Here is a 23,546-nt window from a genome sequence, read left to right as displayed (position 1 = left end):
GCCCCCAACGGGCTCTGTACTGCGCGTATGCGAATTCCACCGATGAAGGCGGTCATCGCCTTCGAGAGCGTTGCAAGAACCAAGAGCGTCAGCCGTGCCTCCGAGGAACTGGGATTGACGCCCTCGGCCGTGAGCCACCAGATCAGCAATCTCGAAGCGGTCATCGGCCGTCCGCTGTTCTTCCGGCAGGGACGGGGACTGGTGCTGACGCCGGTGGGCGAACAGTACCTGCGCGAGGTCACGGGTGCGCTCGCTGACCTGAACCGCGCGACAGAACGGGCGTCGAGCCAGCCCGACGTAGAGATCCTGCGGGTCCATTCGAGCCCCAGCTTCGGGCTGATGTGGCTGCTGCCGCGGCTGGCCTCGTTCCAGGGCGAGCATGGCGATATCCGCCTGAACCTCTCGTGCTCCTACGAAGACGTCTCGTTCACGAGCGGCTTCTACGATGTCGATATCCGCTATGGCTACGCCCACTGGCGCGACCTCCAGGTCAAGACGCTGCGCCCCGAGTTCATCGTGCCGCTGGCCTCGCCAGCCTATCTCGGCCAGCACGAGATCCGTAGCCCGGAAGACTTGCCCGGCCAGCGCCTGATCTGCTCCGAGACACCTCTGGTCCAATGGCAGCAATGGTTCGCCCGATCCGGCATCAACCATGCGCGCAAGAACTTCGACTTCTCGTTCGACCGCAGCTACATGTCGCTCGAAACCGCCGCGCTGGGTCTCGGTATCGCGCTGGAAAGCACGCTGCTGGCCTCTGTCCTGATCCGCTCCGGCCGCCTGGTGCCCGTGCTGGACGACTCCCATGCGGTGGAGGTCGGCGGCCATCACGTCGTTTACCCGGCACAAAACGCGGACCTGCCGCGCGTGGCCCGCTTCCTGTCCTGGATGGACCGGGAACTCGCCGCCAGCAGCGTGTGAGGGCGCGGCCACGCCAGTTGGCCGGCTATCTTCGTGCGCCCCGCAAGCCACGCCGGCTGAGCGCAGGAACCTCCGACATCTGAAAATTTCTCAGCCATAGTTGAGGCAGACCGCGTTGATCCTCAAGCGGGCGTCGCCCACACTCGATCCATCATTTCAAACGTCAGGAGACAAGAAATGCTGGTCGAAAACAAAGTCATCGTCGTCACCGGCGCCGCGTCCCCGCGTGGCATCGGCAAGGCCACCGCCCGCGCGCTAGTCGCCCAGGGCGCGAATGTGGTGATTCTGGACTTGCGCCCGGAAGACGCCCGTGCTGCCGCTGAAGAACTTGGCGCGCGCCATCTGGGGCTGGCTTGCGACGTGACCGACAAGGCGGCCTGCGAGCGGGCAGCGCTGGCCGTGGTGGAGCGGTATGGCCGCATTGACGGCCTGGTGAACAACGCTGGCATCACCGAGCCGCTGCGCACGCTGGACATCGGGCCGGCCAACTTCGACGCCGTGGTGGACGTGAACCTGCGCGGCACGCTGTACATGTCGCAAGCCGTGCTGCCGCAGATGAAGGAGCAGAAAGGCGGCAGCATCGTCTGCATGTCGTCGGTTTCCGCGCAGCGCGGCGGCGGCATCTTTGGCGGCCCGCACTACAGCGCCGCCAAGGCTGGCGTGCTGGGCCTGGCACGCGCCATGGCACGCGAGTTCGGCGGCGACAGCATCCGTGTGAATTCCATCACCCCAGGCCTGATCCAGACCGACATCACCGGCGACAAGCTGACCACCGAGATGCGCGCGGACATTATCAAGGGCATTCCGCTGGGCCGCCTTGGCGATGCCGGCGACGTGGCCAACGCCTGCCTGTTCCTGCTCAGCGACCTGTCGGCCTACCTGACCGGCATCACGCTGGACGTCAACGGCGGCATGCTGATCCACTAAATTTCCATGGAGACCGCCCGCAGAGGCGGCTCCTTTCAGACGCCCGTGCTTCCGTAACCATCCGGAGCCCATGGCAGGAGACAACAATGAAGACCAAGTATGCAACGTCGCCGCTCGCAGGCGAGGCGACGCCGCACGCCGATGCGGCCACCTTCGAGTCGCGCACCTACGCCAGGGTGGTCCGCCGGCTGATTCCCTTCCTGATGCTGTGCTACCTCGGGGCCTACCTGGACCGGGTCAATGTCGGCTTCGCCAAACTGCAGATGCTGAGCGACCTGCACTTCAGCGAAACCATCTACGGCCTCGGCGCCGGCATTTTCTTCCTTGGCTACTTCCTCTTCGAAGTGCCGAGCAATGTCATCCTTCACAAGGTCGGCGCCAAGAAATGGCTGGCGCGCATCATGCTGACTTGGGCGGTGATCTCCGCGTGCTTCGCCTTCGTCAGCACACCAACGCAGTTCTATATCCTGCGCTTCCTGCTTGGCGTGGCCGAGGCCGGATTCGCCCCCGGCGTGATCCTGTACATGACCTACTGGTTCCCGTCCGAGCGGCGCGCCAAGGCCCTGTCGATGTTCTTCATGGCCATCCCGCTGGCCGGCATCGTGGGCGGCCCGCTTTCCGGCTACATCCTGCATGCATTCCACGGCGCCACCGGCCTGGCCGGATGGAAATGGCTGTTCCTGATCGAAGCCGTACCGTCGCTGGTGCTGGGCGTGGCCATCCTGTTCTACCTGGACAACGGCATCCGCAGCGCCAGGTGGCTGACCGAGGCGGAGAAGGCACTGCTGGAGCGCAATATCGAAGGCGACAACGCCCACAAGCACGTTCATCTCTCGATCCGCGACTTCCTGGCCGACCGCCGGCTCTGGCTGATGGCGGCGATCTATTTCTGCGTGGTGCTCGGGCAGTACGGCCTGACCTTCTGGCTGCCGACGATCATCCGCAAATCAGGCGTGGCCGACCCCTTGTGGGTGGGCGTCTTCACCGCCCTGCCCTACCTGTGCGCCATCGTGGCCCTGCCGCTGATCGGCATGAGCGCGGACCGGCGCCGCGAACGTCGCCTGCACCTGGTTGTGCCCATGCTGGTGTCGGCCGCCGGCTTTGCCACCCTGCCGTTCCTGGGCGGTGTCGGGTCTTCGCTGCTGTGCCTGTGTGTCGCGGCGGCCGGCATCCTGGCTTCGTCCTCGCAGTTCTGGGCGTTGCCGACCGCACTGCTCGGTGGCATGTCGGCGGCGGCGGGCATCGCGGCGGTCAATTGCGTGGCCAACCTCGCCGGCTTTTTTTCGCCGGCGATCGTGGGGTGGCTGAATGACCTCACGGGGAAGTCCACGGCGGGCCTCGTGTTCATCTCGGCCACCGTCGTGACCGGTGCCCTGCTTGTCTTCCTGGTCCCCGCCCGGGCAGTCAACCGCTGACCCGGCTTCGCGCACCGCATTCTTTCCCTGATCCCTGTATCCGAAGGAGACACCATGCATCACGCACTCAACGAGGTAGCCGTTCCCCTCAGGGAACGCGCCTACCGTATCCGGCGCAACGCCTTGCTGATGGGCGAAGTCCAGGGCCAGGGCTACATCGGCCAGGCCCTCGACATTGCCGACGTCCTCGCCGTCGCCTACTTCGGCGCCATGCGCTACCGCCCGGAAGACCCGGAATGGGAAGGCCGAGACCGCTTCCTGCTGTCGAATGGCCACTACGCCATCGCGCTGTACGCGGCACTGCTCGAAGCCGGCATCCTGCCGATCGAAGAACTGGAAACGTATGGCAGCGACGACAGCCGCCTGCCGATGTCAGGCATGGCCAGCTACACACCTGGCATGGAGATGTCCGGCGGGTCGCTGGGCCAGGGCCTGACCATCGCGGTCGGGCGCTGCCTGGGCCTCAAGCGCAAGGGCTCGGAGGCTTTCGTCTATACCCTGTTCTCCGATGGCGAACTCGATGAGGGCGCGATCTGGGAGGGCATCCAGTCGGCCAGCCACTGGAAGCTCGACAACCTGATCGGCATCGTCGACGTCAATAACCAGCAGGCGGATGGTCCGTCGAGCCAGGTCATGGCATTCGAGCCCCTGGTCGAAAAAATGCAGGCCTTCGGCTGGTTCACGCAGCGCGTCGACGGCAACGACATCGACGCCGTGGCGACCGCCTTCGATGCCGCACGCAAGCATCCCGGCGAGCAGCCTCGCATGATCGTCTGCGATACCCGCATGGGTTGCGGGGTACCGTTCCTTGAACAACGCGAGAAGAACCATTTCATCCGGGTCGATGCCCACGAATGGCAACTCGCCCTGCAGGCCCTGGAAGCCGGGAGACAAGCATGAGCCGCAACACCAACGGCAAGCCGAAGCTGAAGACATCGGCAATGATCGCCTCCATCGCGGGCGAAGGACAGGCAACCCGTCCGGCACCGTTCGGCCATGCGCTGGTGGAACTGGCCAGGCAGAAGTCCAACGTTATCGGCATGACCGCCGATCTGGGCAAGTACACCGACCTGCATATCCTGGCGCAGGCCATGCCCGAGCGCTATTACCAGATGGGCATGGCCGAACAGTTGCTGATGGGCGCAGCGGCGGGCTTCGCGCATGAAGGTGCGCAGCCCTTCGTCACGACTTACGCGGTATTCGCCACGCGCCGGGCCTATGACTTCATGCACCAGACCATCGCCGAGGACAACCTCGATGTGAAGATCGTCTGCGCGTTGCCCGGCCTTACCACCGGCTACGGTCCCAGCCACCAGGCCGCCGAGGATCTGGCACTGATGCGCGCGATGCCGAACATGACCGTGATCGATCCGTGCGACGCGCTCGACATCGAGCAGATGGTGCCCGCCATCGCCGTCCATCCGGGCCCCGTGTACGCCCGCCTTCTACGCGGCAACGTGCCGGTGGTGCTGGATGAGTACGACTACAAGTTCGAAATCGGCAAGGCCAAGCTGCTGCGCGACGGCGCCGACGTGCTGGTGATCTCGTCGGGCATCATGACGATGCGCGCGCTGGAAGTTGCCAAGGCGCTGGAGGCCGATCGCGTGGGCGTGGCGGTACTGCACGTGCCGACGATCAAGCCGCTGGATACCGAAACCATCGTGCGCGAGGCGCGGCGCTCCGGCAGGCTGGTCGTGGTGGCGGAGAACCATACTGTCATCGGTGGCCTGGGCGAAGCCGTCGCCACGGCACTGATGCAGGCCGGCGTGCATCCGCCCTTCCGCCAGGTGGCCCTGCCCGACCTGTTCCTCGATGCCGGCGCGTTGCCGACGCTGCATGACCGCTATGGCATCTCGTCGCAGGTCATGGCATCGTCCATCCGGGGATGGCTGGCGTAGATCGCCGCTAGTTGGACGGATGCGCCAGGCCAACGGTCTGGCGCAGGTTTTCCAGCATATCCCGGACCATCTCCTCCAACCCGTACTGCGGTGCCCAGCCCCAGTCGCGCCGTGCCACCGCATCCTCGATCGAGTCCGGCCAGCCCTGTGCAATCGCCTGCCGGTAGTCCGGCTCGTACCGCACCTCGAATCCCGGCACTTCCATGCGGATGGCCGCTGCAATCTCGGCCGGCGTGAAGCTCACGCCGGCAACGTTGTAACTGCCGCGCTCGGTCAGCTTATCGGCCGGCGCCTCCATCAGCTCGATGGTCGCGCGGATGGCGTCGGGCATGTACATCATCGGCAGCCGCTCGTCTTCGCGCAGGAAGCAGGTATAGGGCTCGCCCTTCACCGCCGAATGGAAGATGTCCACGGCATAGTCGGTGGTGCCGCCGCCGGGCGGGGTCTTGTGCGAGATCAGGCCCGGATAGCGCAGGCTGCGCACGTCCACGCCATGGTTGTCGTGGTACCAGCGGCACCAGCCCTCGCCCGCCTGCTTGGAAATGCCGTAGACGGTGGTGGGCTCCATCACGGTCTTCTGCGGCGTGTTTTCGCGCGGCGTGGTCGGACCGAAGGCGGCGATCGAACTCGGCCAGAACACGCGCTCGATGCCAAACTGCCGCGCGTGCTCCAGCACGTTCAGCAGGCTGGTCATGTTGAGGTTCCACGCCCACTGCGGCGCCTTCTCGCCGGTAGCCGACAACGCCGCGGCCAGCAGATAGATCTGCGTGATGCCATGGCGTTCGACGACGGTCGCCAGCCCGCCGCGGTCGGTGGCGTTGAGCATCTCGTGCGTCAGGTGCACATGGCGGCCAGTCGGCACCACGTCGGACGTGATGACGTTGGTTCTTCCATAACGCTCGGCCAGTGCCAGCGCCAGTTCAGAACCGATCTGTCCGTTGGCGCCGACGATCAGGATTTTCGGTGCCACGTCGCTCATCTGGCCAGCCCCAGTTCCCGGCCGGCCTGGCCGAACGCATCGAGCGCCGCCTGCAGCGCCGCTTCGTCGTGCAGCGCGCTCATCTGCACGCGGATGCGCGCCTGGCCCTTGGGCACCACGGGATAGAAAAAGCCGACGACATATACGCCAAGCTCCAGCAGCCGCTGCGCGAGCTGCTGGGCTTTTTCCGCGTCGTAGACCATGATCGGGATGATCGGGTGCTCGCCCGGCTTCACGTCGAAGCCGAGCGTGGCCAGCCCCTTGCGGAAGAATGCGGTGTTGCGCTCCAGCCGGTCGCGCAGTTCCGTGCTGCCTTCCAGGATGTCGAGCACCGCGATCGACGCGCCCACGATGGCCGGCGCCACCGTGTTCGAAAACAGGTACGGCCGCGAGCGCTGGCGCAGCAGCGCGACCACTTCCTTGCGCGCGCTGGTAAAGCCGCCGGACGCGCCGCCGAGCGCCTTGCCCAGCGTGCCGGTGATGATGTCGATCTTGCCGAACAGGCCACGCAGTTCATGCGTGCCGCGCCCGCGCGCGCCGAGGAAACCCGTGGCATGGCATTCGTCGATGCCGAGCAGCGCGCCATGCGCGTCGCAGAGCGTGCGCATCTTGTCCAGGCGCGCAATGGTGCCGTCCATCGAGAACACGCCGTCGGTGAACACCAGCTTGTGGCGCACGCCGTCGGCCTGCGCCTGCGCCAGTTGCGCACGCAGGTCGTCCATGTCGTTGTGCTTGTAGCGGTAGCGGCGCGCCTTGCTCAGGCGGATGCCGTCGATGATGGACGCGTGGTTGAGTTCGTCGCTGATGATCGCGTCTTCCGCGCCCAGCAGGGTTTCGAACAAGCCGCCGTTGGCATCGAACGCCGAGCCGTAGAGGATGGTGTCTTCGGTGCCGAGGAAACTGGCGAGCCGGGCTTCGAGCGTCTTGTGCAGGTCCTGCGTGCCGCAGATGAAGCGCACCGAACTCAGGCCGAAACCGTGCGTGCGCAGCGCCTCGTGCGCGGCCTCGATCACGCGCGGATGGGAGGACAAGCCAAGGTAGTTGTTGGCGCACAGGTTGATGACCTCGCGGCCATCGGTGGTGCGCACGCGCGCGCCCTGCGGCGTGGCGATGACGCGCTCTTCCTTGTACAGCCCTGCCTGGCGGATGGCGTCAAGCTCTGCACGCACGGATGCGTAGAATGCCTCGGCACTCGACATGGTTTGGCTCCCGATGCTAGGATCTGATCGATAAATCGAACACGTTCGTTATAAAGAACGTTTTATGCAATATAACGAACCGCTCGCCATGACGCAACCCCTTACCCAGAAGCCGCAGGGCGATGGACCGCCCGCCGTCGGCGCCGCGCTGCAGGCGCTGCGCCAGGCACAGCAACTTTCGCTCGACGACCTGTCGCGCCGCGCCGGCGTGTCCAAGTCGATGCTGTCGCAGATCGAACGCAACCTGACCAACCCGACCGTGGCGGTGCTCTGGCGGCTGGCCAACGCATTGCGTATCAATCTTGCCGACCTCCTGTCCGCCGATGCAGGCGGTCGCCCGGCCGGCGGCATCGCGCTGGTGCAACCGCACGCCATCCCCTCGCTCAAGAGCCCTGACGGGCACTGCGAGCTGAAGATCCTCGGACCGATCGAACTGGCCGGGCGCTTCGAATGGTATGAGCTGACGATCCAGGCCGGCGGCGTGCTCGCTTCGGAGGCGCACGAAACCGGCACACAGGAACACCTTTCGGTGCTCAATGGCGCCATGTCGGTGCAAGCGGGAGCAGAGGAAAAGAAATTGCGGCATGGTGAAACGGCGCGCTATGCGGCGGACGTGCCACACGCCATCCGCAACCACGGCAAGGCGACGGCAACGGCCTTATTGGTTGTAGTGCACCCGGCTTAACTGCGGCAAGCACGGAAGGTTGATCTTCAGCGGAACCGGGCCGCTGACCCGGCGTCAAACGCCTTAGTCTTCGGAAACGCATTGACGCGCCGCAGCATCGGGCGAGACCGGATGTGCGGCGCAGGCATGTGTCTTGCATAATTCCGTGGCTTCGAGCGCGCGGCTATCCGCCGCGTCAGTCCCAGCAAAGCGGCCCCCTTCATTCAAGGAGACGAACGTGCTGAGCCCGCATGAACTTGCTACGCTGCTGCTCATCAGCGGCGGCGCCGAATCCCTCGATACCACCGACTCCCGGCAGATTGATCCGGTCGACCTGCACGCGCTGGTCGACAAGGAACTCGTCCGGCTGGAAATCCTGCATGGCCAGCGGCAGAGTCCGCGCCTGACGAACGACGGCCACTCGATGTTGCGCGCCATGGGTTGCAGCCGCTGAGCCGCTCCCGGGCTGCTCCCATCACCGAACGCCGTCACCGAACGCCGTCACCGAACGCCTATACTGACCCGCATCGGCCCACGCATGGCTGCGTGCGGGCCTGGCTTCGGACGCTGATATTTCGACGCGAGGCAACCCCTACTCCCTCCCGAACGGCGCGCAGCACGACATCCCCGCGCGCCTCGACCGTCTGCCCTGGTCGCGCTGGCACTGGCGCGTGGTGCTGGCGCTTGGCATCGCGTGGGTGCTCGATGGCCTCGAGGTCACGCTGGTCGGCTCGGTCGGTGCCGTGCTCGAACGGCGCGACACACTGGCACTGAGCGCCACCGAAGTCGGCTGGACCGGTTCGCTCTATATCGGCGGCGCCGTGCTCGGTGCGCTCGTGTTCGGCCGCATGGCGGACCGTCTGGGCCGCAAGCGGCTGTTCCTGGCCACGCTCCTTGTCTATCTGGTGGCGACGCTGGCCACGGCGTTTTCATCGGGCTTCGCCATGTTTGCGCTGTGCCGCTTCTGCACGGGCCTGGGCATCGGCGGCGAATATGCAGCCATCAACTCCGCCATCGACGAATTGATTCCGGCGCGCGTGCGCGGCCGCGTGAACCTGGCCATCAACGGGAGCTTCTGGCTGGGCGCGGCGCTCGGTGCCGGGCTGAGCCTGTTGCTGCTTGACCCGCGCGTGCTCGGGCCGGTGTGGGGCTGGCGCGCGTGTTTCGCGCTGGGCGCGGTGCTGGCCGTCGCCATCATGCTGGTGCGCCGGCACGTGCCGGAGAGCCCGCGCTGGCTGGCCACGCATGGACGGCTGGCCGATGCGGAGCGGGTGATTGCCGACATCGAGGCGCAGGTGTACCCGACGCGCAAGGTTCCTCCACTCGCGCCAGCCATACGTTGCGAACCGTTCCACGCATCCACCTCCCCGTCCGTGCGCGACGTGATGCATCTGCTGATGCGGCGCTATCGGCAGCGCAGCCTGATCACGCTCGCACTGATGCTGGCGCAGGCCTTCTTCTATAACGCCATCTTCTTCACCTACGCACTTGTGCTTACGCGCTTCTATGGCGTGCCGGATGGCCGCGTGGCGCTCTACATCTTCCCGTTCGCGCTCGGCAATGCGGCGGGGCCACTGTTGTTGGGCCCGCTCTTCGACGAGGTCGGCCGGCGTCGCATGATCGCCATCACCTACGTGTTGTCGGGCATCGGCCTGGCGGCAACCGGATGGGCCTTCACGCAAGGCTGGCTCGATGCCTCGGGCCTGGCCCTGTGCTGGTCCGCGGTGTTCTTCCTGGCGTCGGCAGCGGCCAGCTCCGCGTACCTGACGGCGAGCGAAGTCTTCCCGCTGGAAATGCGCGCGCTCGCCATCTCGATTTTCTATGCACTGGGGACGGGGATGGGCGGCTTCATCGCGCCGGTACTGCTCGGGGCATTGATCGAACGCGGCAGCCGCGACGCGGTGGCGGCGGGCTATGGCCTTGGGGCCGCGCTGGTCATCGCCGCGGGGCTGCTGGCCTTGCGCTATGGGGTCGATGCGGAACGCCGGCCGCTCGAAGACGTGGCACGGCCGCTGGGAAATGACTGGCGCAACACACCGGATTGATATGGGCGGAGTGCTCCCAATTTAGCTTCCGAAAATTACGGAATGCCGCGCGCGCTCATTGTCGCGTTACTATAAAAAATCATTCTTTCATTCCGATGAATGATGGATGATTTTTTCGAACAGACTGACCAATCAATCCAAAGATGAAAATTACACTTGATGCGCTTCAGGTGGTGGAGTCCATTGCGCGCTGCGGCACGTTCGGACTGGCCGGCAAGGAGCTGCATAAGGCCCCGTCTTCGCTGAGCTATGTCGTGCAGAAACTCGAAAGCGACCTGGGCGTCACGGTGTTCGACCGCAGTGCGCACCGCGTCAGCCTGACCACCGCGGGCGAAGTCCTGCTCGAAGAAGGCCGCCGGCTGCTGCGCGCCGCGAACGACCTCGAGGAGCGCGTCAGGCGCGCCGAAGCCGGCTGGGAATCCGAACTCAGGATCGCCACCGACGCGCTGGTACCGTTCAATGCGGTGCTGCCCTTCATCTCGGCATTCCAGGCCGAAAACAGCTATACCCGGCTGCTGTTCTCGCAGGAGATGCTGGGCAATAACTGGAAGGCGCTGGCATCGGACAGCGTCGACCTGCTGATCGGCGCCGTGGGCGATCCGCCCGCAGTCCAGGGCCTGTTCTCCGTGCCGGCCGGCAGCGTACGGTCTGTCTTCGTCGTCGCGCCGGGGCATCCGCTGGCGGCGGCCGAAGAGCCGATCGATTGCGCCGTGCTGTGGCAGCACCAGTTCGTGGAAGTCAGCCTGCCGCAGGAAGACGCCGCACAAGCTGCGCCGGCCCGTCCGCTCGTGGACGGGCAGCGGCACATCAGCGTGCCGACGCTCGATGCCAAGCTCTCGGTGCTGCTGTCCGGGCTGGCGTGCGGCTACCTGCCGGCCTGCGCGGCGCAGCCGTACCTTGACAAGGGGCAGCTCGTGGCCAGGCGGCTGGGCGAGGAACGTCCGCCGCAGATGCTGCATATCGCCTGGCGCAGCACGGACCCCGGCCGGGCCATCGGCTGGTGGATCGAGCGCAAGGACATGCTGGCCGAGACCCTGCGGCAGCAGCTGGGCCTGCAGGCCCCCGGCGGCTCCCGCGATCAAGACCGGTCATCGACCATCGAGCGCATGCCAGCCACGTGACTGGCGCCCGCGCTCGCACTGCACTCAGGACCTGTCGCGCAGATCGTGCCAGGCGACCAGCAGGAATCCGCCCACCAGTCCCAGGTGTTCGAAGAACGCGTTCGCCATCATGAAGCGCGCGTCGCCTGAGACTTCCCAGAAGCGATTGGCCAGGAACGTGGCCATCAGCGTGAAGCCCGCCAGGCCCAGTGCGCCGAGCCAGCGGTAGAAGCCCGTCAGGATCATGACGGAGGCGCCCAGTTCCAGCGCGATGGTCGCTGCCGCCAGCGGCCCGGCGGGCGCCAGGCCGAAATGCTGCATCTCCGCAATGGCGGCCGGGAAGTCCAGCGCCTTGTTCAGACCGCCCTGCAGATAGGCGGCGCACAGTCCCAGCATGGCCACCCAGCGCACGGCCGGCGTGGCGAACCGGGATACCCCGGTCCCGGTAGCGGGCGAGGTGACACGGCCTTGTTCGATCATCGCAGACCCTCCCTGTTCGGCAGTGCTTGCACCCGGCCCGCTGCGGCGCCGCCCGGCGAAGCGATGCCATATTAATTCATCATGCGTTGGTTAAAGGGTGTCGTTCACGAGTTTATTTTCTCGACGCCGGCCCACTATGGTTGCATTGATTGATCACCGCCTCTCCATTCGATCTTCCATCCAGTTCTTCGAATAGTCTGTTCGAAATAATTCGTTATGCCGGCCACCGATGCGTCGATATACTTTCGCCACGCGACGTGGACGGTCCGGCGAGTACACCGTTCCATGCGTCGTGCGGATATCGTTGCCAGCACGCAGACTCGCACAGTCAGCCGAAACGCATCGCCCCGCCATGCCGCCGTGCGCGCCCGCGTGCCAGACCGGTGACATGGCTGTCTTTCCACCCCAGGAGAAAACCGTGAGCAATCCGAAGCTTGAAGTCCTGACCCCGCAGAACTGCCAGTTGATCTTCATTGACCAGCAGCCACAGATGGCATTCGGCGTGCAGTCGATCGACCGGCAAACCCTGAAGAACAATGTGGTCGGGCTGGCCAAGGCCGCCAAGATCTTCAATATCCCAACCACCATCACCACGGTGGAAAGCGAGAGCTTCTCCGGCTTCACGTATCCCGAGCTGCTGGACGTGTTCCCCGACCACAAGCTGCTGGAACGCACCTCGATGAACTCGTGGGACGACCAGAAGGTGCGTGACGCGCTCGCGGCGGCAAACCGCAAAAAGGTGGTGGTTTCGGGACTGTGGACCGAAGTGTGCAACAACACCTTCGCGCTCAGCGCGATGCACGATGCCGACTATGAGATCTACATGGTCGCCGATGCGTCGGGCGGCACCTCGAAGGAAGCGCACGACTACGCGATGCAGCGCATGATCCAGGCCGGGGTCGTGCCCGTTACCTGGCAGCAGGTCCTGCTCGAGTGGCAGCGCGACTGGGCGCACCGCGACACCTATGAGGCTGTGATGGCGCTGGTCAAGGAACACTCGGGTGCCTATGGCATGGGTGTGGACTACGCGTACACCATGGTCCACAAGGCGCCGCAACGCACGGCGAAGACGCACGAGGCCATTCCTGCCGTTCCTGCGCGCTGACACCATCGCCAGCTGAGCGCGGGCGCCGCGGCGATGGCCGTGGCGCCCGGCCCGCCGCCAGTTCTTTGCCGCAGCGACCGCGCCTGGCGCGACGACTGCCCACAGGAGTTTCTCCATGAATGCCTCGACCGCGCCGGACCTGATTCTCGTCAACGGCAAGTTCACCACGCTGGACCGGGCCAATCCGCAAGCCGAAGCCGTCGCCATCCGCGATGGCCGCTTTGCCGCCGTCGGCACGAAGCAGGAAATCATGCAGACCGCCGCCGGCGACACGCGCGTGATCGACCTCGGCGGTCGCCGCGTGATTCCCGGGCTGATCGACAGCCACATGCACATCATCCGTGGCGGCCTGAACTACAACATGGAGCTGCGCTGGGACGGCGTGCGGTCGCTGGCCGACGCCATGCGCATGCTGCGCGACCAGGTGGCGCGCACGCCCGCGCCACAGTGGGTGCGCGTGGTCGGCGGCTTCACCGAGCACCAGTTCGCCGAGAAGCGCCTGCCGACCATCGACGAACTGAACACGGCGGCGCCGGACACGCCCGTATTCATCCTGCACCTGTATGACCGCGCCATCCTGAACGGCGCCGCGCTGCGTGCGGTCGGCTACACGAAAGACACGCCAAACCCGCCGGGTGGCGAGATCATCCGCGACGCGCGTGGCAATCCCACCGGTCTGCTGCTGGCCAAGCCCAACGCCACCATTCTCTACGCCACGCTCGCCAAGGGACCGAAGCTGCCGCCCGAGTACCAGAAGAACTCCACGCGCCATTTCATGCGCGAAGTGAACCGCCTGGGCGTGACGGGCGTGATCGATGCGGGCGGTGGCTACCAGAACTACCCCGAGGACTACAGCATCATCGAAGAACTCCATCGGGAAGGCCAACTCACCGTACGGCTTGCATACAATCTCTTCACGCAGAAGCCAAAAGACGAGCTGAGCGATTTCCGCAACTGGGCCGGCAAGGTCAAGCCCGGACAGGGCGACGACCTGTACCGGCACAACGGCGCCGGCGAGATGCTGGTCTATACCGCCGCCGACTTCGAGGACTTCCGCGTCGAGCGGCCGGAGATGCCGCCGTCGATGGAAGGCGACCTGGAGCCCGTGATCCGCCTGCTGGTGGAGAACCGCTGGCCGTGGCGCCTGCATGCCACCTATGACGAGACCATCTCGCGCGCGCTGGACGTCTACGAGAAGGTGGCGCGCGACATGCCTTTCAATGGCCTGCACTGGTTCTTCGACCATGCCGAGACCATCACCGACCGCAATATCGACCGCATCGCGGCGCTCGGCGGCGGCATTGCCGTGCAGCACCGCATGGCCTACCAGGGCGAGTACTTCGTCGAACGCTATGGCGCGAAGCCGGCCGAGCACACGCCGCCGGTGAAGAAGATGCTGGAACGCGGCGTCAAGGTCGGCGCGGGCACCGATGCCACGCGCGTGGCCTCCTACAACCCGTGGGTGTCGCTGTACTGGCTCACCACCGGCAAGACCGTGGGCGGCTTGTCGATGTATCCGCAGGCCAACGTGCTCGACCGCGAAACCGCGCTGCGGCTCTGGACCGAAGCCAACACGTGGTTCTCGAACGAGGAAGGCAAGAAGGGACAGCTTGCCGTGGGCCAGCTGGCGGACCTTGCGGTGCTTTCGCAGGATTACTTTGCCGTGCCCGGCGACGATATCCAGGACATCACTTCCGTGCTGACCGTGCTCGGCGGCAAAGTGGTCCACGGCGACGGCGACTTCGGCAAGCATGCGCCGGACCTGCCGCCGCCCATGCCGGACTGGTCGCCGGTCCGGCATGTGGGCGGCTACCAGCCGCGCCCGACGGCGCAGGCCCGCGCGCTGGCGCTGGGCACCGCGTGCGGCTGCTACAGCGCCTGCGGCGTGCATGGCCACGGGCATGCCAGGGCATGGACTTCCGATATGCCGGTTTCGGACGAAGACACATTCTGGGGCGCGCTCGGCTGTTCATGCTGGGCATTCTGATCCGGCCCGCTCACCACCGGAAGCGGTCCTCACCCAAAGGAGGCCAATGATGAAGGTCTATATCGTCTCTCTCGCCGCCGGCATCCTTGTCGGCGTCATCTATGCCCTGATCCAGGTACGCTCCCCGGCGCCGCCGGCCATCGCGCTGATCGGCTTGCTCGGCATGCTGATCGGCGAACAGGTCGTGCCGACGGTGAAACGGATGGTTGCCGGCGAACCGGTCACCGCCGCGTGGTTCCGCAGCGAATGCGTGCCCAAGATCACGGGCGCGCCACCCAAGGCGGATGGCACTGCCGAATCGCCGGTCACGCTCGCCTCGCGCGGCAAGGAAGGCGGCCCGTGAGCGAGCGCCGCCACAGACCTGGCAGGCGGCATCGATGACAACCCGCGCCAACCGGCGGTGCCGCTGCCTTGCCGCAGTGGCCGCGGCGCAATGCGCCATGGCAGCAGCACCGGCGCTGGCAGACAATGCCGTGACCCTCTATGGCCGGCTCAACACAGCCGCGGAGTACGTGACCGTAACCACGGCCACCGACGGCACCAGGCCCGGCAACCTCTCGCGCCTGACGAACAACCGTTCGGTATTCGGCCTGCGCGGCGAAGAAGAACTCGGCTACGGGATGAAGGCGATCTGGCAGATCGAGAGCACGCTGTCGATCGACACCGGTGCTGGCCAGATCGCCGCGCGCGATACGCGGCTTGGCCTGCAGGGCCATTTCGGCACGCTGTTCATGGGCAACTGGGACACGCCCTATACCAGTTCGACCAAGGGCTACGACCCGTACTACCCGACCACGGCCGGCTATATGGCGCTGATGGGCAATGGCGCCGCAGCCACCACCAACAACGTCGAGAACACCAGTTCCTTCGACCGGCGCCAGAAGAACTCGCTGCACTACCAGACCCCAAAGTGGAATGGCCTGGGCGGCGCGTTTGCGTGGGGACTCCCGGAGGAACGGAACACCGTGCCGCGCAACCCGGCGCTGTATTCGTTCGCGGCGGGCTATGACCGCGGCCCGCTCAACCTGACCCTGGCCTACGAGATCCACCACGCCTACCAGACCGCCGGCCGCAACGACGATGCGATCAAGGCCGGCGTGTCCTACCAGTTTCCCTCCACGCGCATCAGTGCCGCCTACGAGCGCCTGCACTACCGCACCGCCACCGGCGACCTGACGCGCAACGGCTACTATGTCGCACTGGTGCAGCAGCTCGGCACCGGCAGCGTGCGCGCCGGCTTCACCTTCGCGTCCGACGGTGCGGGCAGCGCCACCGAGACGATTGGCTCGGTGCGCAGCGGCGCGCAGACCGGCGCGTTCCAGGTGACGTTCGGATATGACTATCCGCTGTCCAGGCGCACCGCCATCTATGCTTACTACAGTCGCATCAACAACCGCAGCAACGCCGCCTATGACTTTGCCATCAACAGCGTTGGCGTCCACGCGGGCGCGGACCCGCAGACCTTCGCGCTCGGCATGCGCCACAATTTCTGACGGGCGCGCCGCGCCGTCGCGGAGACAGCCTTGAGCCCCGCCCAGCCCGCTGACGCCGCCGCTCCCGTGGCAGGGCCGGCGACCGGCTACATCCTGTCCTTTATCGCGGGCTATGTGGACGTGGTCGGGTTCATCTCGCTGTTTGGCCTGTTCACGGCACATGTGACAGGCAACTTCATCATGATCGGGGTCGATATCACCGGCCATGCGCCGGGCCTGCTGGCCAAGCTGCTGGCATTGCCGGCTTTCGTGCTGGCCGTCGCGGCGACCCGGGTGGCGGAGGTGCGCATCGCCCGGACGGGACGCTCCCCGGTTGCGCCGCTGCTGCTGGCGGAAGCCGTGCTGCTGGCACTGTTCATGGCCGCCAGCCTCCACGCGGCGCCGGTCACCGACCCATCGGCGCCGGCCGCGATCGTGGCCGGCATGCTGGCCGTCCTGGCCATGGGCATGCAGAACGCGCTGTCGCGGACTTCCCTGCTGGATCTGGGCCCGACCACGATCATGACGGGGAATACGACGCAGATCGTGGTCGATCTCGTGGACCTGCCGGGCGCATCCGGTCCACAGCGGGACGCGATCCGGCGCAGGCTGCGCAAGATGGGGCCAGCCCTGGCCGCCTTCGCGCTGGGTGCCATCCTCGGTGCGCTCGGCTTTGCCAGGTTTTCGGTCTGGTGCATGCTGCTGCCCACCGCCTTGCTGGTCGCGGTCTGCGTTCCGGCCTGGCGGCGCGGCCAGGTGTCCGCAACCGGCTGAACGGAGCCCACATAGCCTGGAGTGCCAGACGACCACCCTGCCATCCTCTTCGGCGCGTTCGACCGTCACAACTTCGGTGACCTGCTGCTGGCACATGTCGTCGCCCACGTCACGGCAAAGGACATGAACGGGCGCGCGCTGCACTATTGCGGACTGGCGGAGCGCGACCTGTCGACGTGCGGCGGCCACGCGGTGCAGGCGCTGGCGCAACTGGCCGCGCGCGTGGGTGAGACGCCGGTCGACATTCTCCATGTCGGTGGCGAGATCCTGACCTGCAGCGCCTGGGAGGCTGCCGTGATGCTGCTCCCGCCCACCCAGGCGCCAGCCGTCATCGCGCAGCTCGATGCCGATCCGGCCGGACGCGCGGCCTGGGCACGCGAGCAGCTTGGACTGCACGATCTCGCGCCCTACCTGCTGCCCGATGGCCTGTTTGCCAACGTCGTGAAGGTGAGCTACCACGCGATCGGGGGGATCGATCTCGACCGGCTGGAGGCCCCCATGCGCGCCGAAGTCGTGGCCAAGCTCAAGGCCGCGAACTGCGTTGGCGTGCGAGACCGGCACACCCACGCGATCCTGGAATTCGCGGGCGTCGGCTGCCATCTCGAGCCGGACCCTGCCGTGATGGTGGCCGAGCTGTTTGCGCCACGCATCGGCCGGCATGCGCGGCGCGGCGAGCCGGCCGGCGTCGTGGCCGCATTCCCGCACGGCTACCTGGCCGTGCAGTGCAGCGCAGACTTTGGCGACGACGCCACGCTGACGACGCTTGCCCGTCAACTCGAACAATTGGCCCGGGCGGAAAATCTTGGCATCGTGCTGTTCCGCGCGGGCGCCGCGCCCTGGCATGACGACCTGGACGTCTACCGGCGGCTGGCAACGCGCATGAACGGCGTGCACGTAGCCCTGTTCAGCTCGCTCGACCTGTGGGATATCTGCGCGCTGATCGCCCATAGCCGCGGCTTTGCCGGCAGCAGTTTGCATGGCGGCATCGTCGCCGGCGCCTGGGCGCTCCCGCGCATGGGACTGCTGCGTCCGGGGCAATCGCTCGCAGCAAGCAAGCAGGCCGCCTTCGATGCGACCTGGGGCACCGCCAGTACACCCTCGGCAGTGCCGGTCGACGCGCTTGCGTCCGGCATGGCGCAAGCCATGGCCGAGCCGCCGGCGCCGCGCGAGTCGCTGGCCCGGAACCTGGTGCAGGCCTGCCGGGCGGGCTTCGCCGCGCACGCGTGACCCGTCAGCCCTCGGCCATCACACGCGTTCGACGCGCACGAAGAACTCGACCCCTTCCTCGGTATTGTCCAGCGCTTGGCCAAACGTGATCCAGCCGTGACTGCGCAGCATGACGTCGTCGCGGCGCAGGATGAAGCTGTCTTCGCCGTCGAGGGTGACATGCGTGCCGTTCGAACTGCGGTCCACCAGCACATAGCGGCCGCCGCGCGTCTCCACGGTGGCCTGGAAGCGCGAGGCGCGGCGGTCCGACACCACGATCGTCATGCCGCTGTCGCGACCGATGGTGACCGGCGCCGAGGCAAGATTCATCTCCACCACCGCCGAGCGATAGCGCAGCGTGAGAAACACCGAGCAGGCGGTCCGGGGGCTTTCGGTGTCGATCAGCGTCAGGTCGGTGGCCTGCTGCCAGATCGCCTCGAACAATTCGACGGGTTGCTCGCGGCCGCGCACTTGAGTCGGGTACAGGTAGCGCGTGGCCTGGCGCAGCCAGTCGGGAAGCTGCTCCACGGATTCCGCGCTGGTGATGATCTGTCCGCGCGACGCCAGCTTGCACAGCCGCGCGGCAAGGTTGACGGTGTCGCCGAACACGTCGCCCGATGCGTCGGACAGCACCGGACCATGGTGAAAGCCGATATGGATCGACATCGGCACGCCGGACACCGGCGGCAGCTGCGACACCGCGAACTGCATGTCGAGCGCGGCCTGCAGCGCGCGCGCGGCCGCTGGAAACAGCACCATGATCTCGTCGCCGATGGTCTTGACGATGCGCCCGCCGGCCGCTTCGGAGCAGGACCGCATGACGCCCAGACACCGCGCGACCGCGGCCATGGCCGCCGCATTGCCGGCCACCTCGTACAGCCTGGTGCTGCCGCTGAGGTCAGCGAACATCACCGACCCGTCCGGCACCTCGTTAAGCGGTTCTCGTTCCATTTGCGCCCTGGCCCGCCACCGGTCCGGCGGGCCGGGTCCTCCATGCAGTCACGCGATCACGCCATGCTGGAATTCTGGCACCGCGGCCGGCGATGCTCAACCTGAATGGCTGGCCACCACGGCCTCCATGTCCACCCGGAATTCAGCTCAGGCCATCGAGCACGAGATGCTGCCCATGCACGGACGCCGCCGCATCGGATGCCAGCATCGCCACCATGCGCGCGGCTGACCCGGTCGATACCCAGCGCGCCGGATCCGAATCCGGCATGTCGCGCCGGTTGGCCGGCGTATCGAGCACGCTCGGGGCAATGCTGTTGACGTTGATGCCGGCGCCGCGCACTTCGCGCGACAGGCTTTCGACCAGCCGCTGCAGCGCGCTCTTGGACGCAATGTATGCGCCCATGGACGCCGCGCCTGCCGACGCACTGCGCGCCGTCACGGCAATGACCTTGCCGCTGCCCCGCGCCTGCATCGCGGGAATGAACGGACGCGTCACGGCGATGAAGGACCACGCGTTCAGGTCCATCATCCGCGACCACGATTCGCGGCTGATGGCGTGCGTGGCCTCGCCCATCTCGAAGCCGCCGGCCACGTGGACCACGACATCGACCGCGCCGAAGGTGTCCAGGATCTCGGCGCCGACCGCGGCCATGGCGCTTTCGGACGTGACATCGGCCTCGCGCAGCAGCATGCCGCCGTCCCCGTCCGGATGGGCAAAGACGCTTTGCAAGTGCTGCAGCTTGTGGTCGAGCAGGGCCAGGCGGCAGCCCTCTGCGGCGAAACGGCTGGCCACTGCGCGGCCCAGGGCGCCGGCGGCGCCGGTGATGACGACATGACGAACGGCGGTTTCCATCTCCCGGCTCCCGTGGCAAAGGACTGACTCCACCATAGTCGGGCCGCGCCGAAAGGGAAATCCCGGATGTCGCGCGAACTGTACAGCACGGAATTGCTTCACCCGTCTATGGCGCCCGGCGCGCGCGTGGCGCAAGATGCGGCTGCGTCACCTAACCCAGGATCTCCAATTGCCTCTGAACCGCTTGCGGCAAAGCGCCACCCTTCTCGCCGTCGTGGCGCTGACCGGCTCGATGGCCTCGCTGTGCATCGGGACCTCGTTCGCCAAGTCGCTGTTCTCCGCGCTCGGCGCGCAAGGCACCACCGCGCTGCGCGTGGGCTTTTCGGCGCTGATCCTGCTGGCCGTGTGGCGCCCGTGGCGGATACCGCTGTCCGCCGCCAATGCGCGGGCCATTGCGCTGTATGGTGCCGCGCTGGGCGCGACCAACCTGCTGTTCTACATGTCGCTGCGCACCATTCCCCTCGGCCTGGCGATTGCCGTCGAATTCACCGGCCCGCTCACCGTGGCGGTGCTGTCATCGCGGCGCGCCATCGATTTCCTGTGGATTGCGTTTGCCGTCACCGGGCTGCTGTTGCTGCTGCCGCTGGGCGAGGCCTCGACCCATCTGGACCCGGTCGGCATCGGCTTCGCGCTGGCGGCCGGCGTCGGTTGGGCGCTCTATATCATCTTCGGCCAACGCGCCGGCAACGCACACGGCGGCCAGGCGACCTCGCTCGGGCTGACCGCGGCGGCCCTGGTGGTGCTGCCGTTCGGCGTGGCGCATGCCGGCACGGCGATGTTCAGTCCGCCGCTGCTGCTGGCCGGGCTGGCCGTGGGCGTGCTTTCGAGCGCGATTCCCTACTCGCTTGAAATGGTGGCGCTCAAGCGCCTGCCGCGACGCACCTTCGGCATCCTGCTCAGCATGGAGCCCGCCATGGGCGCGCTGGCCGGACTGGTGTTCCTGCACGAGCAGCTCAGCATGATCCAGTGGTTGGCAATCGGCAGCATCATCGTGGCCTCGATCGGGTGCACGGCTACGGCGCGCGGCAAGTCTGCAGGCTGACGGGCGCTGGGGATCGGCCGGAACGTTCTGGCCAGGATTCATCCGATTTGCTCCGAGAAACCCCGCCATTCATGGCGTGGAGGGTTTTCCCTCTGCTCCGCGCGCTTGACTGAACTTGGGACGCGCTCCAAATTGGACCGCTCGGTACAGCACCGGCCTTCCATAAAAAAGGAGACAGCGCATGCGAACCATCAAGGTGGCACTGGCAGCAATCGGACTCATGACCGGACTCTATTCGGTCGCCTCGGCCCAGACCTGGCCGGCCAAGCCGATCACCATGGTCTTGCCGTTCCCCGCCGGCGGTTCCGCCGATGTCGTCGGACGCGCCATGGCCGACGAAATGGGCAAGCGGCTCGGACAACCCGTAGTGGTGGAGAACCGTGCCGGCGCAAGCGGCATCGTCGGAGCCAGCTATGTCGCCAAGGCTCCCGCCGACGGCTACACCGTGATGTTCACGACCACGCTGCCCATCATGACCAACCAGTTCGTGTTCGCGAAGCTGCCTTACGATCCGCGCAAGGACTTCGCGCTGATCTCGCAGGTGGCCACGGGCCAGCTGGTGCTGGCCGTGCCCGCGAGGTCGGTGCAGGCAAAGAGCGTGAAGGAATTTGTCGAGTGGGCGCAACAGAACAAGGGCAAGGTCAACTACGGCTCGTGGGGCGTGGGCTCGGCGGCGCATTTGATGGGCGCGTTCATGAGCAACAGCCGCGGCATGGAGATGAGCCATATCGCCTACAAGGGCGAGGCGCCGATGCTGCAGGACCTGATCGGCGGACAGGTGCAGATGGCAATCGGCTCGTATATGTCGATCAAGCCTTATCTGGAGTCCGGGAAGCTGCGCGCGCTCGCGGTGACGGGCGACAAGCGCATCGACGGCATCCCGGACGTGCCGACGTTCCAGCAGGCCGGACTGACCGAGCCCGAGTTCCGGCCGGTCGGCTGGCTGGTGCTGGTCGCACCGGCGGCGACGCCGGCGCCGGTGCTGGCCCGGCTGGAAAAGGAAGCCATCGCGGCCGCCAACACCACCGCGGTCAAGGCTCGCTTGCAGGTGGCCGGGCTGGAGGCCATGGGCACGACCTCGGCCCGCTTCCGCGACGACTACCAGACCGCCATGCCGGTACTGGAGCGCATCGTGAAAGTCTCGGGCGCGCGCGTGGAGTAGCTCGACGCCTGGCTCAGCGGGCAGTGGCCCAGTCAGCCGGCATCGATGTGGCAAGGTTGGCCGCGGTGGCACCGAGCGCAAGCGTGGCCTCGTGGAGGTAGCTGTCCTCTGGGTTGCGCCGGCAGCTGAACCCCAGGCCGCGCAGGATGGCCAGCATGCGCCGGTTCTCGCTGAGCACATCGCCGCGCATGCAGCGCACGCCGGCCGCCTGCGCCAGTTGCAGCAGCCTGGCGATCAGGCGACGGCCAAGCCCCTGGCCTTGCCAGGCATCGGCCACGAGCACGGCGAACTCCGCCGTGCCGTGGCTGGTCACCACGAACTGGCCGTTGGCGATCACCGCTTCGGCTGCACCGTCAGCGCCCGCTGCCGTCACCACAAGGGCAACGCCATTGGCGCCAGACGAGACCAGTCCTTCCACAACGCCATCAGCCACGCGGCCGCCCGTCAGGAAGCGGTAATAGCGGCTTTCACGCGACAGGCCCTCGACCATGCTGCGTACCGCTGCGCCGTCCTGCGCTCGCGCGGCGCGCAACGTCACCGGCTCACCGCGCCGCAGGGTCCAGTTTTCGTTGCCGATGGGCCGTGATGTCCGTGCTGCCCGTCCCAGCCATGATTCGACCATCATCGCCACCTGACTTCATCATTTGTAGTCAGAGTATAGGCAAACCCCTGACTTTTGCAAATGAAGTCAGCGTGCTATGCTCCGTGCATCATGAAAGCCACGGCCACTGACCTTCGCGACTGTTCGATCGCTGCCACGCTCGCGCTGATCGGCGAGAAGTGGACGATCCTGGTCCTGCGCGACATCTTCCAGGGTGTCAGCCGCTTTGATGATTTCCTGCACCGGCTGGAATGCTCGCCCGCCGTGCTGTCCGCCCGCCTGAAGACGCTGACCGAGGCCGGCCTGCTGCGCCGGGTTGGCTACAAGGAGCCGGGCGAGCGCGAGCGCTTCGAGTACCGGCCGACCCGCGCCGCGGTGGAACTGCTGCCCGTACTGGTCGGGCTGATGCAATGGGGAGACCGCCACCTGGCGGCCGATGGCACTGGCCCGGTGGAGATCCGCTCGCGCCGCAACGGCCAGCGCGTCAGCGCGGCACTGGTCGACGAAGACGGCCACGCGGTGTCGCCCTCGGACATGAACGTCATCCGACTCCCGCCCGCGGGCACGCCACAAGACTGATTACGGCACCGCTGCGATACATTGCAGCGCACCATGACTGTGCCATGCCGGCCGACGCGCCCCATCTGAGCGCGCCGGCAGCACCCACACCCCGCCCGATCGCGGCGAAACATCCCGTTCACCATCACTTCGCCCCTGGCATAGCGCTTGCGTAAATGACGCGGGCGGATCAACGGCGATCCCCCCACC

Annotated in this window: 24 protein-coding genes; 18 read left to right on the top strand and 6 right to left on the bottom strand. The window is 66.5% G+C overall.

What is annotated here, in order from left to right:
- The first annotated feature begins 27 nt into the window (after positions 1 to 27).
- From ACIGJB_RS18410 to ACIGJB_RS18390, 5 genes are all read left to right on the top strand, one after another.
- Entirely contained in the window at positions 28 to 918 is an 891-nt protein-coding gene (locus ACIGJB_RS18410; protein WP_483733740.1) for a LysR substrate-binding domain-containing protein, read from the top strand.
- Between the two features lie 177 nt (positions 919 to 1,095).
- The gene (locus tag ACIGJB_RS18405; protein WP_483733739.1) at positions 1,096 to 1,845 is read left to right on the top strand and encodes an SDR family NAD(P)-dependent oxidoreductase; all 750 of its coding nucleotides are present in this window, start codon (positions 1,096 to 1,098) and stop codon (positions 1,843 to 1,845) included.
- Between the two features lie 86 nt (positions 1,846 to 1,931).
- Entirely contained in the window at positions 1,932 to 3,260 is a 1,329-nt protein-coding gene (locus tag ACIGJB_RS18400; RefSeq protein ID WP_483733738.1) for an MFS transporter, read from the top strand.
- A 54-nt stretch (positions 3,261 to 3,314) separates the two neighbouring features.
- Positions 3,315 to 4,160 (top strand): transketolase, encoded by an 846-nt coding sequence (locus ACIGJB_RS18395; protein ID WP_483733737.1) that lies wholly within the window; start codon positions 3,315 to 3,317, stop codon positions 4,158 to 4,160.
- Positions 4,157 to 5,158, top strand: coding sequence for a transketolase family protein (locus tag ACIGJB_RS18390; protein WP_483733736.1), 1,002 nt, complete (start codon positions 4,157 to 4,159; stop codon positions 5,156 to 5,158). Before ACIGJB_RS18395 ends, ACIGJB_RS18390 begins: the two co-directional genes overlap by 4 nt.
- A 7-nt stretch (positions 5,159 to 5,165) precedes the next feature.
- Here the strand turns inward: ACIGJB_RS18390 and ACIGJB_RS18385 are convergent, their stop codons facing one another.
- Both ACIGJB_RS18385 and kbl read right to left on the bottom strand, forming a co-directional pair.
- Entirely contained in the window at positions 5,166 to 6,137 is a 972-nt protein-coding gene (locus ACIGJB_RS18385) for an L-threonine 3-dehydrogenase (RefSeq protein ID WP_483733735.1), read from the bottom strand.
- On the bottom strand, positions 6,134 to 7,336 hold the full coding sequence (kbl, locus tag ACIGJB_RS18380; protein WP_483733734.1) for a glycine C-acetyltransferase: 1,203 nt from the start codon (positions 7,334 to 7,336) through the stop codon (positions 6,134 to 6,136). The genes ACIGJB_RS18385 and kbl overlap by 4 nt, the downstream gene beginning before the upstream one ends.
- An 88-nt stretch (positions 7,337 to 7,424) precedes the next feature.
- Here kbl and ACIGJB_RS18375 point away from each other — a divergent pair, with 88 nt between their 5' ends.
- From ACIGJB_RS18375 to ACIGJB_RS18360, 4 genes are all read left to right on the top strand, one after another.
- Positions 7,425 to 8,021: a helix-turn-helix domain-containing protein gene (locus ACIGJB_RS18375; protein WP_483733733.1), complete on the top strand. Its 597-nt coding sequence runs from the start codon at positions 7,425 to 7,427 to the stop codon at positions 8,019 to 8,021.
- 217 nt (positions 8,022 to 8,238) lie between these two features.
- On the top strand, positions 8,239 to 8,454 hold the full coding sequence (locus ACIGJB_RS18370; protein ID WP_483733732.1) for a hypothetical protein: 216 nt from the start codon (positions 8,239 to 8,241) through the stop codon (positions 8,452 to 8,454).
- A gap of 118 nt (positions 8,455 to 8,572) precedes the next feature.
- The gene (locus tag ACIGJB_RS18365; RefSeq protein ID WP_483734719.1) at positions 8,573 to 10,045 is read left to right on the top strand and encodes an MFS transporter; all 1,473 of its coding nucleotides are present in this window, start codon (positions 8,573 to 8,575) and stop codon (positions 10,043 to 10,045) included.
- Between the two features lie 143 nt (positions 10,046 to 10,188).
- Positions 10,189 to 11,166, top strand: coding sequence for a LysR family transcriptional regulator (locus ACIGJB_RS18360; RefSeq protein ID WP_483733731.1), 978 nt, complete (start codon positions 10,189 to 10,191; stop codon positions 11,164 to 11,166).
- A 24-nt stretch (positions 11,167 to 11,190) separates the two neighbouring features.
- Here ACIGJB_RS18360 and ACIGJB_RS18355 read toward each other — a convergent pair whose 3' ends face one another.
- On the bottom strand, positions 11,191 to 11,541 hold the full coding sequence (locus ACIGJB_RS18355; protein ID WP_483734718.1) for a DoxX family protein: 351 nt from the start codon (positions 11,539 to 11,541) through the stop codon (positions 11,191 to 11,193).
- Between the two features lie 502 nt (positions 11,542 to 12,043).
- Between ACIGJB_RS18355 and ACIGJB_RS18350 the strand changes: the two genes are divergently transcribed.
- The 6 genes from ACIGJB_RS18350 to ACIGJB_RS18325 all read left to right on the top strand — a co-directional run bounded on the left by ACIGJB_RS18350 (position 12,044) and on the right by ACIGJB_RS18325 (position 18,190).
- Positions 12,044 to 12,730: a hydrolase gene (locus ACIGJB_RS18350; RefSeq protein ID WP_483733730.1), complete on the top strand. Its 687-nt coding sequence runs from the start codon at positions 12,044 to 12,046 to the stop codon at positions 12,728 to 12,730.
- Positions 12,731 to 12,845: 115 nt separating this feature from the next.
- On the top strand, positions 12,846 to 14,717 hold the full coding sequence (locus ACIGJB_RS18345) for an amidohydrolase (protein WP_483733729.1): 1,872 nt from the start codon (positions 12,846 to 12,848) through the stop codon (positions 14,715 to 14,717).
- Positions 14,718 to 14,766: 49 nt separating this feature from the next.
- Positions 14,767 to 15,060, top strand: coding sequence for a XapX domain-containing protein (locus ACIGJB_RS18340; protein WP_483734717.1), 294 nt, complete (start codon positions 14,767 to 14,769; stop codon positions 15,058 to 15,060).
- A gap of 34 nt (positions 15,061 to 15,094) precedes the next feature.
- A complete protein-coding gene (locus ACIGJB_RS18335; protein ID WP_483733728.1) occupies positions 15,095 to 16,210 on the top strand; it encodes a porin in 1,116 nt (371 codons plus the stop codon).
- 30 nt (positions 16,211 to 16,240) lie between these two features.
- Positions 16,241 to 16,963: a YoaK family protein gene (locus ACIGJB_RS18330; RefSeq protein ID WP_483733727.1), complete on the top strand. Its 723-nt coding sequence runs from the start codon at positions 16,241 to 16,243 to the stop codon at positions 16,961 to 16,963.
- Positions 16,964 to 16,984: 21 nt separating this feature from the next.
- Entirely contained in the window at positions 16,985 to 18,190 is a 1,206-nt protein-coding gene (locus tag ACIGJB_RS18325) for a polysaccharide pyruvyl transferase family protein (protein ID WP_483733726.1), read from the top strand.
- An 18-nt stretch (positions 18,191 to 18,208) separates the two neighbouring features.
- On the opposite strand, the gene ACIGJB_RS18320 is transcribed toward ACIGJB_RS18325, so the two are convergent.
- The gene (locus tag ACIGJB_RS18320) at positions 18,209 to 19,120 is read right to left on the bottom strand and encodes an adenylate/guanylate cyclase domain-containing protein (RefSeq protein ID WP_483733725.1); all 912 of its coding nucleotides are present in this window, start codon (positions 19,118 to 19,120) and stop codon (positions 18,209 to 18,211) included.
- Positions 19,121 to 19,262: 142 nt separating this feature from the next.
- Positions 19,263 to 19,973, bottom strand: a complete 711-nt coding sequence (locus tag ACIGJB_RS18315; protein ID WP_483733724.1) for an SDR family NAD(P)-dependent oxidoreductase — start codon at positions 19,971 to 19,973, stop codon at positions 19,263 to 19,265.
- Between the two features lie 169 nt (positions 19,974 to 20,142).
- Here ACIGJB_RS18315 and ACIGJB_RS18310 point away from each other — a divergent pair, with 169 nt between their 5' ends.
- Positions 20,143 to 21,015: an EamA family transporter gene (locus ACIGJB_RS18310; RefSeq protein WP_483733723.1), complete on the top strand. Its 873-nt coding sequence runs from the start codon at positions 20,143 to 20,145 to the stop codon at positions 21,013 to 21,015.
- A gap of 181 nt (positions 21,016 to 21,196) precedes the next feature.
- Positions 21,197 to 22,177: a Bug family tripartite tricarboxylate transporter substrate binding protein gene (locus ACIGJB_RS18305; protein WP_483733722.1), complete on the top strand. Its 981-nt coding sequence runs from the start codon at positions 21,197 to 21,199 to the stop codon at positions 22,175 to 22,177.
- A 13-nt stretch (positions 22,178 to 22,190) separates the two neighbouring features.
- Here the strand turns inward: ACIGJB_RS18305 and ACIGJB_RS18300 are convergent, their stop codons facing one another.
- Complete coding sequence (locus ACIGJB_RS18300; protein ID WP_483734716.1) at positions 22,191 to 22,799, bottom strand: N-acetyltransferase family protein; 609 nt, start codon at positions 22,797 to 22,799, stop codon at positions 22,191 to 22,193.
- A 90-nt stretch (positions 22,800 to 22,889) separates the two neighbouring features.
- Here ACIGJB_RS18300 and ACIGJB_RS18295 point away from each other — a divergent pair, with 90 nt between their 5' ends.
- Positions 22,890 to 23,357, top strand: coding sequence for a winged helix-turn-helix transcriptional regulator (locus tag ACIGJB_RS18295; RefSeq protein WP_483733721.1), 468 nt, complete (start codon positions 22,890 to 22,892; stop codon positions 23,355 to 23,357).
- Positions 23,358 to 23,546 lie beyond the last annotated feature (189 nt).

This window comes from Cupriavidus sp. C2SS-8b (assembly GCF_057073745.1).
This window is presented reverse-complemented; position numbering and strand designations above follow the sequence as displayed.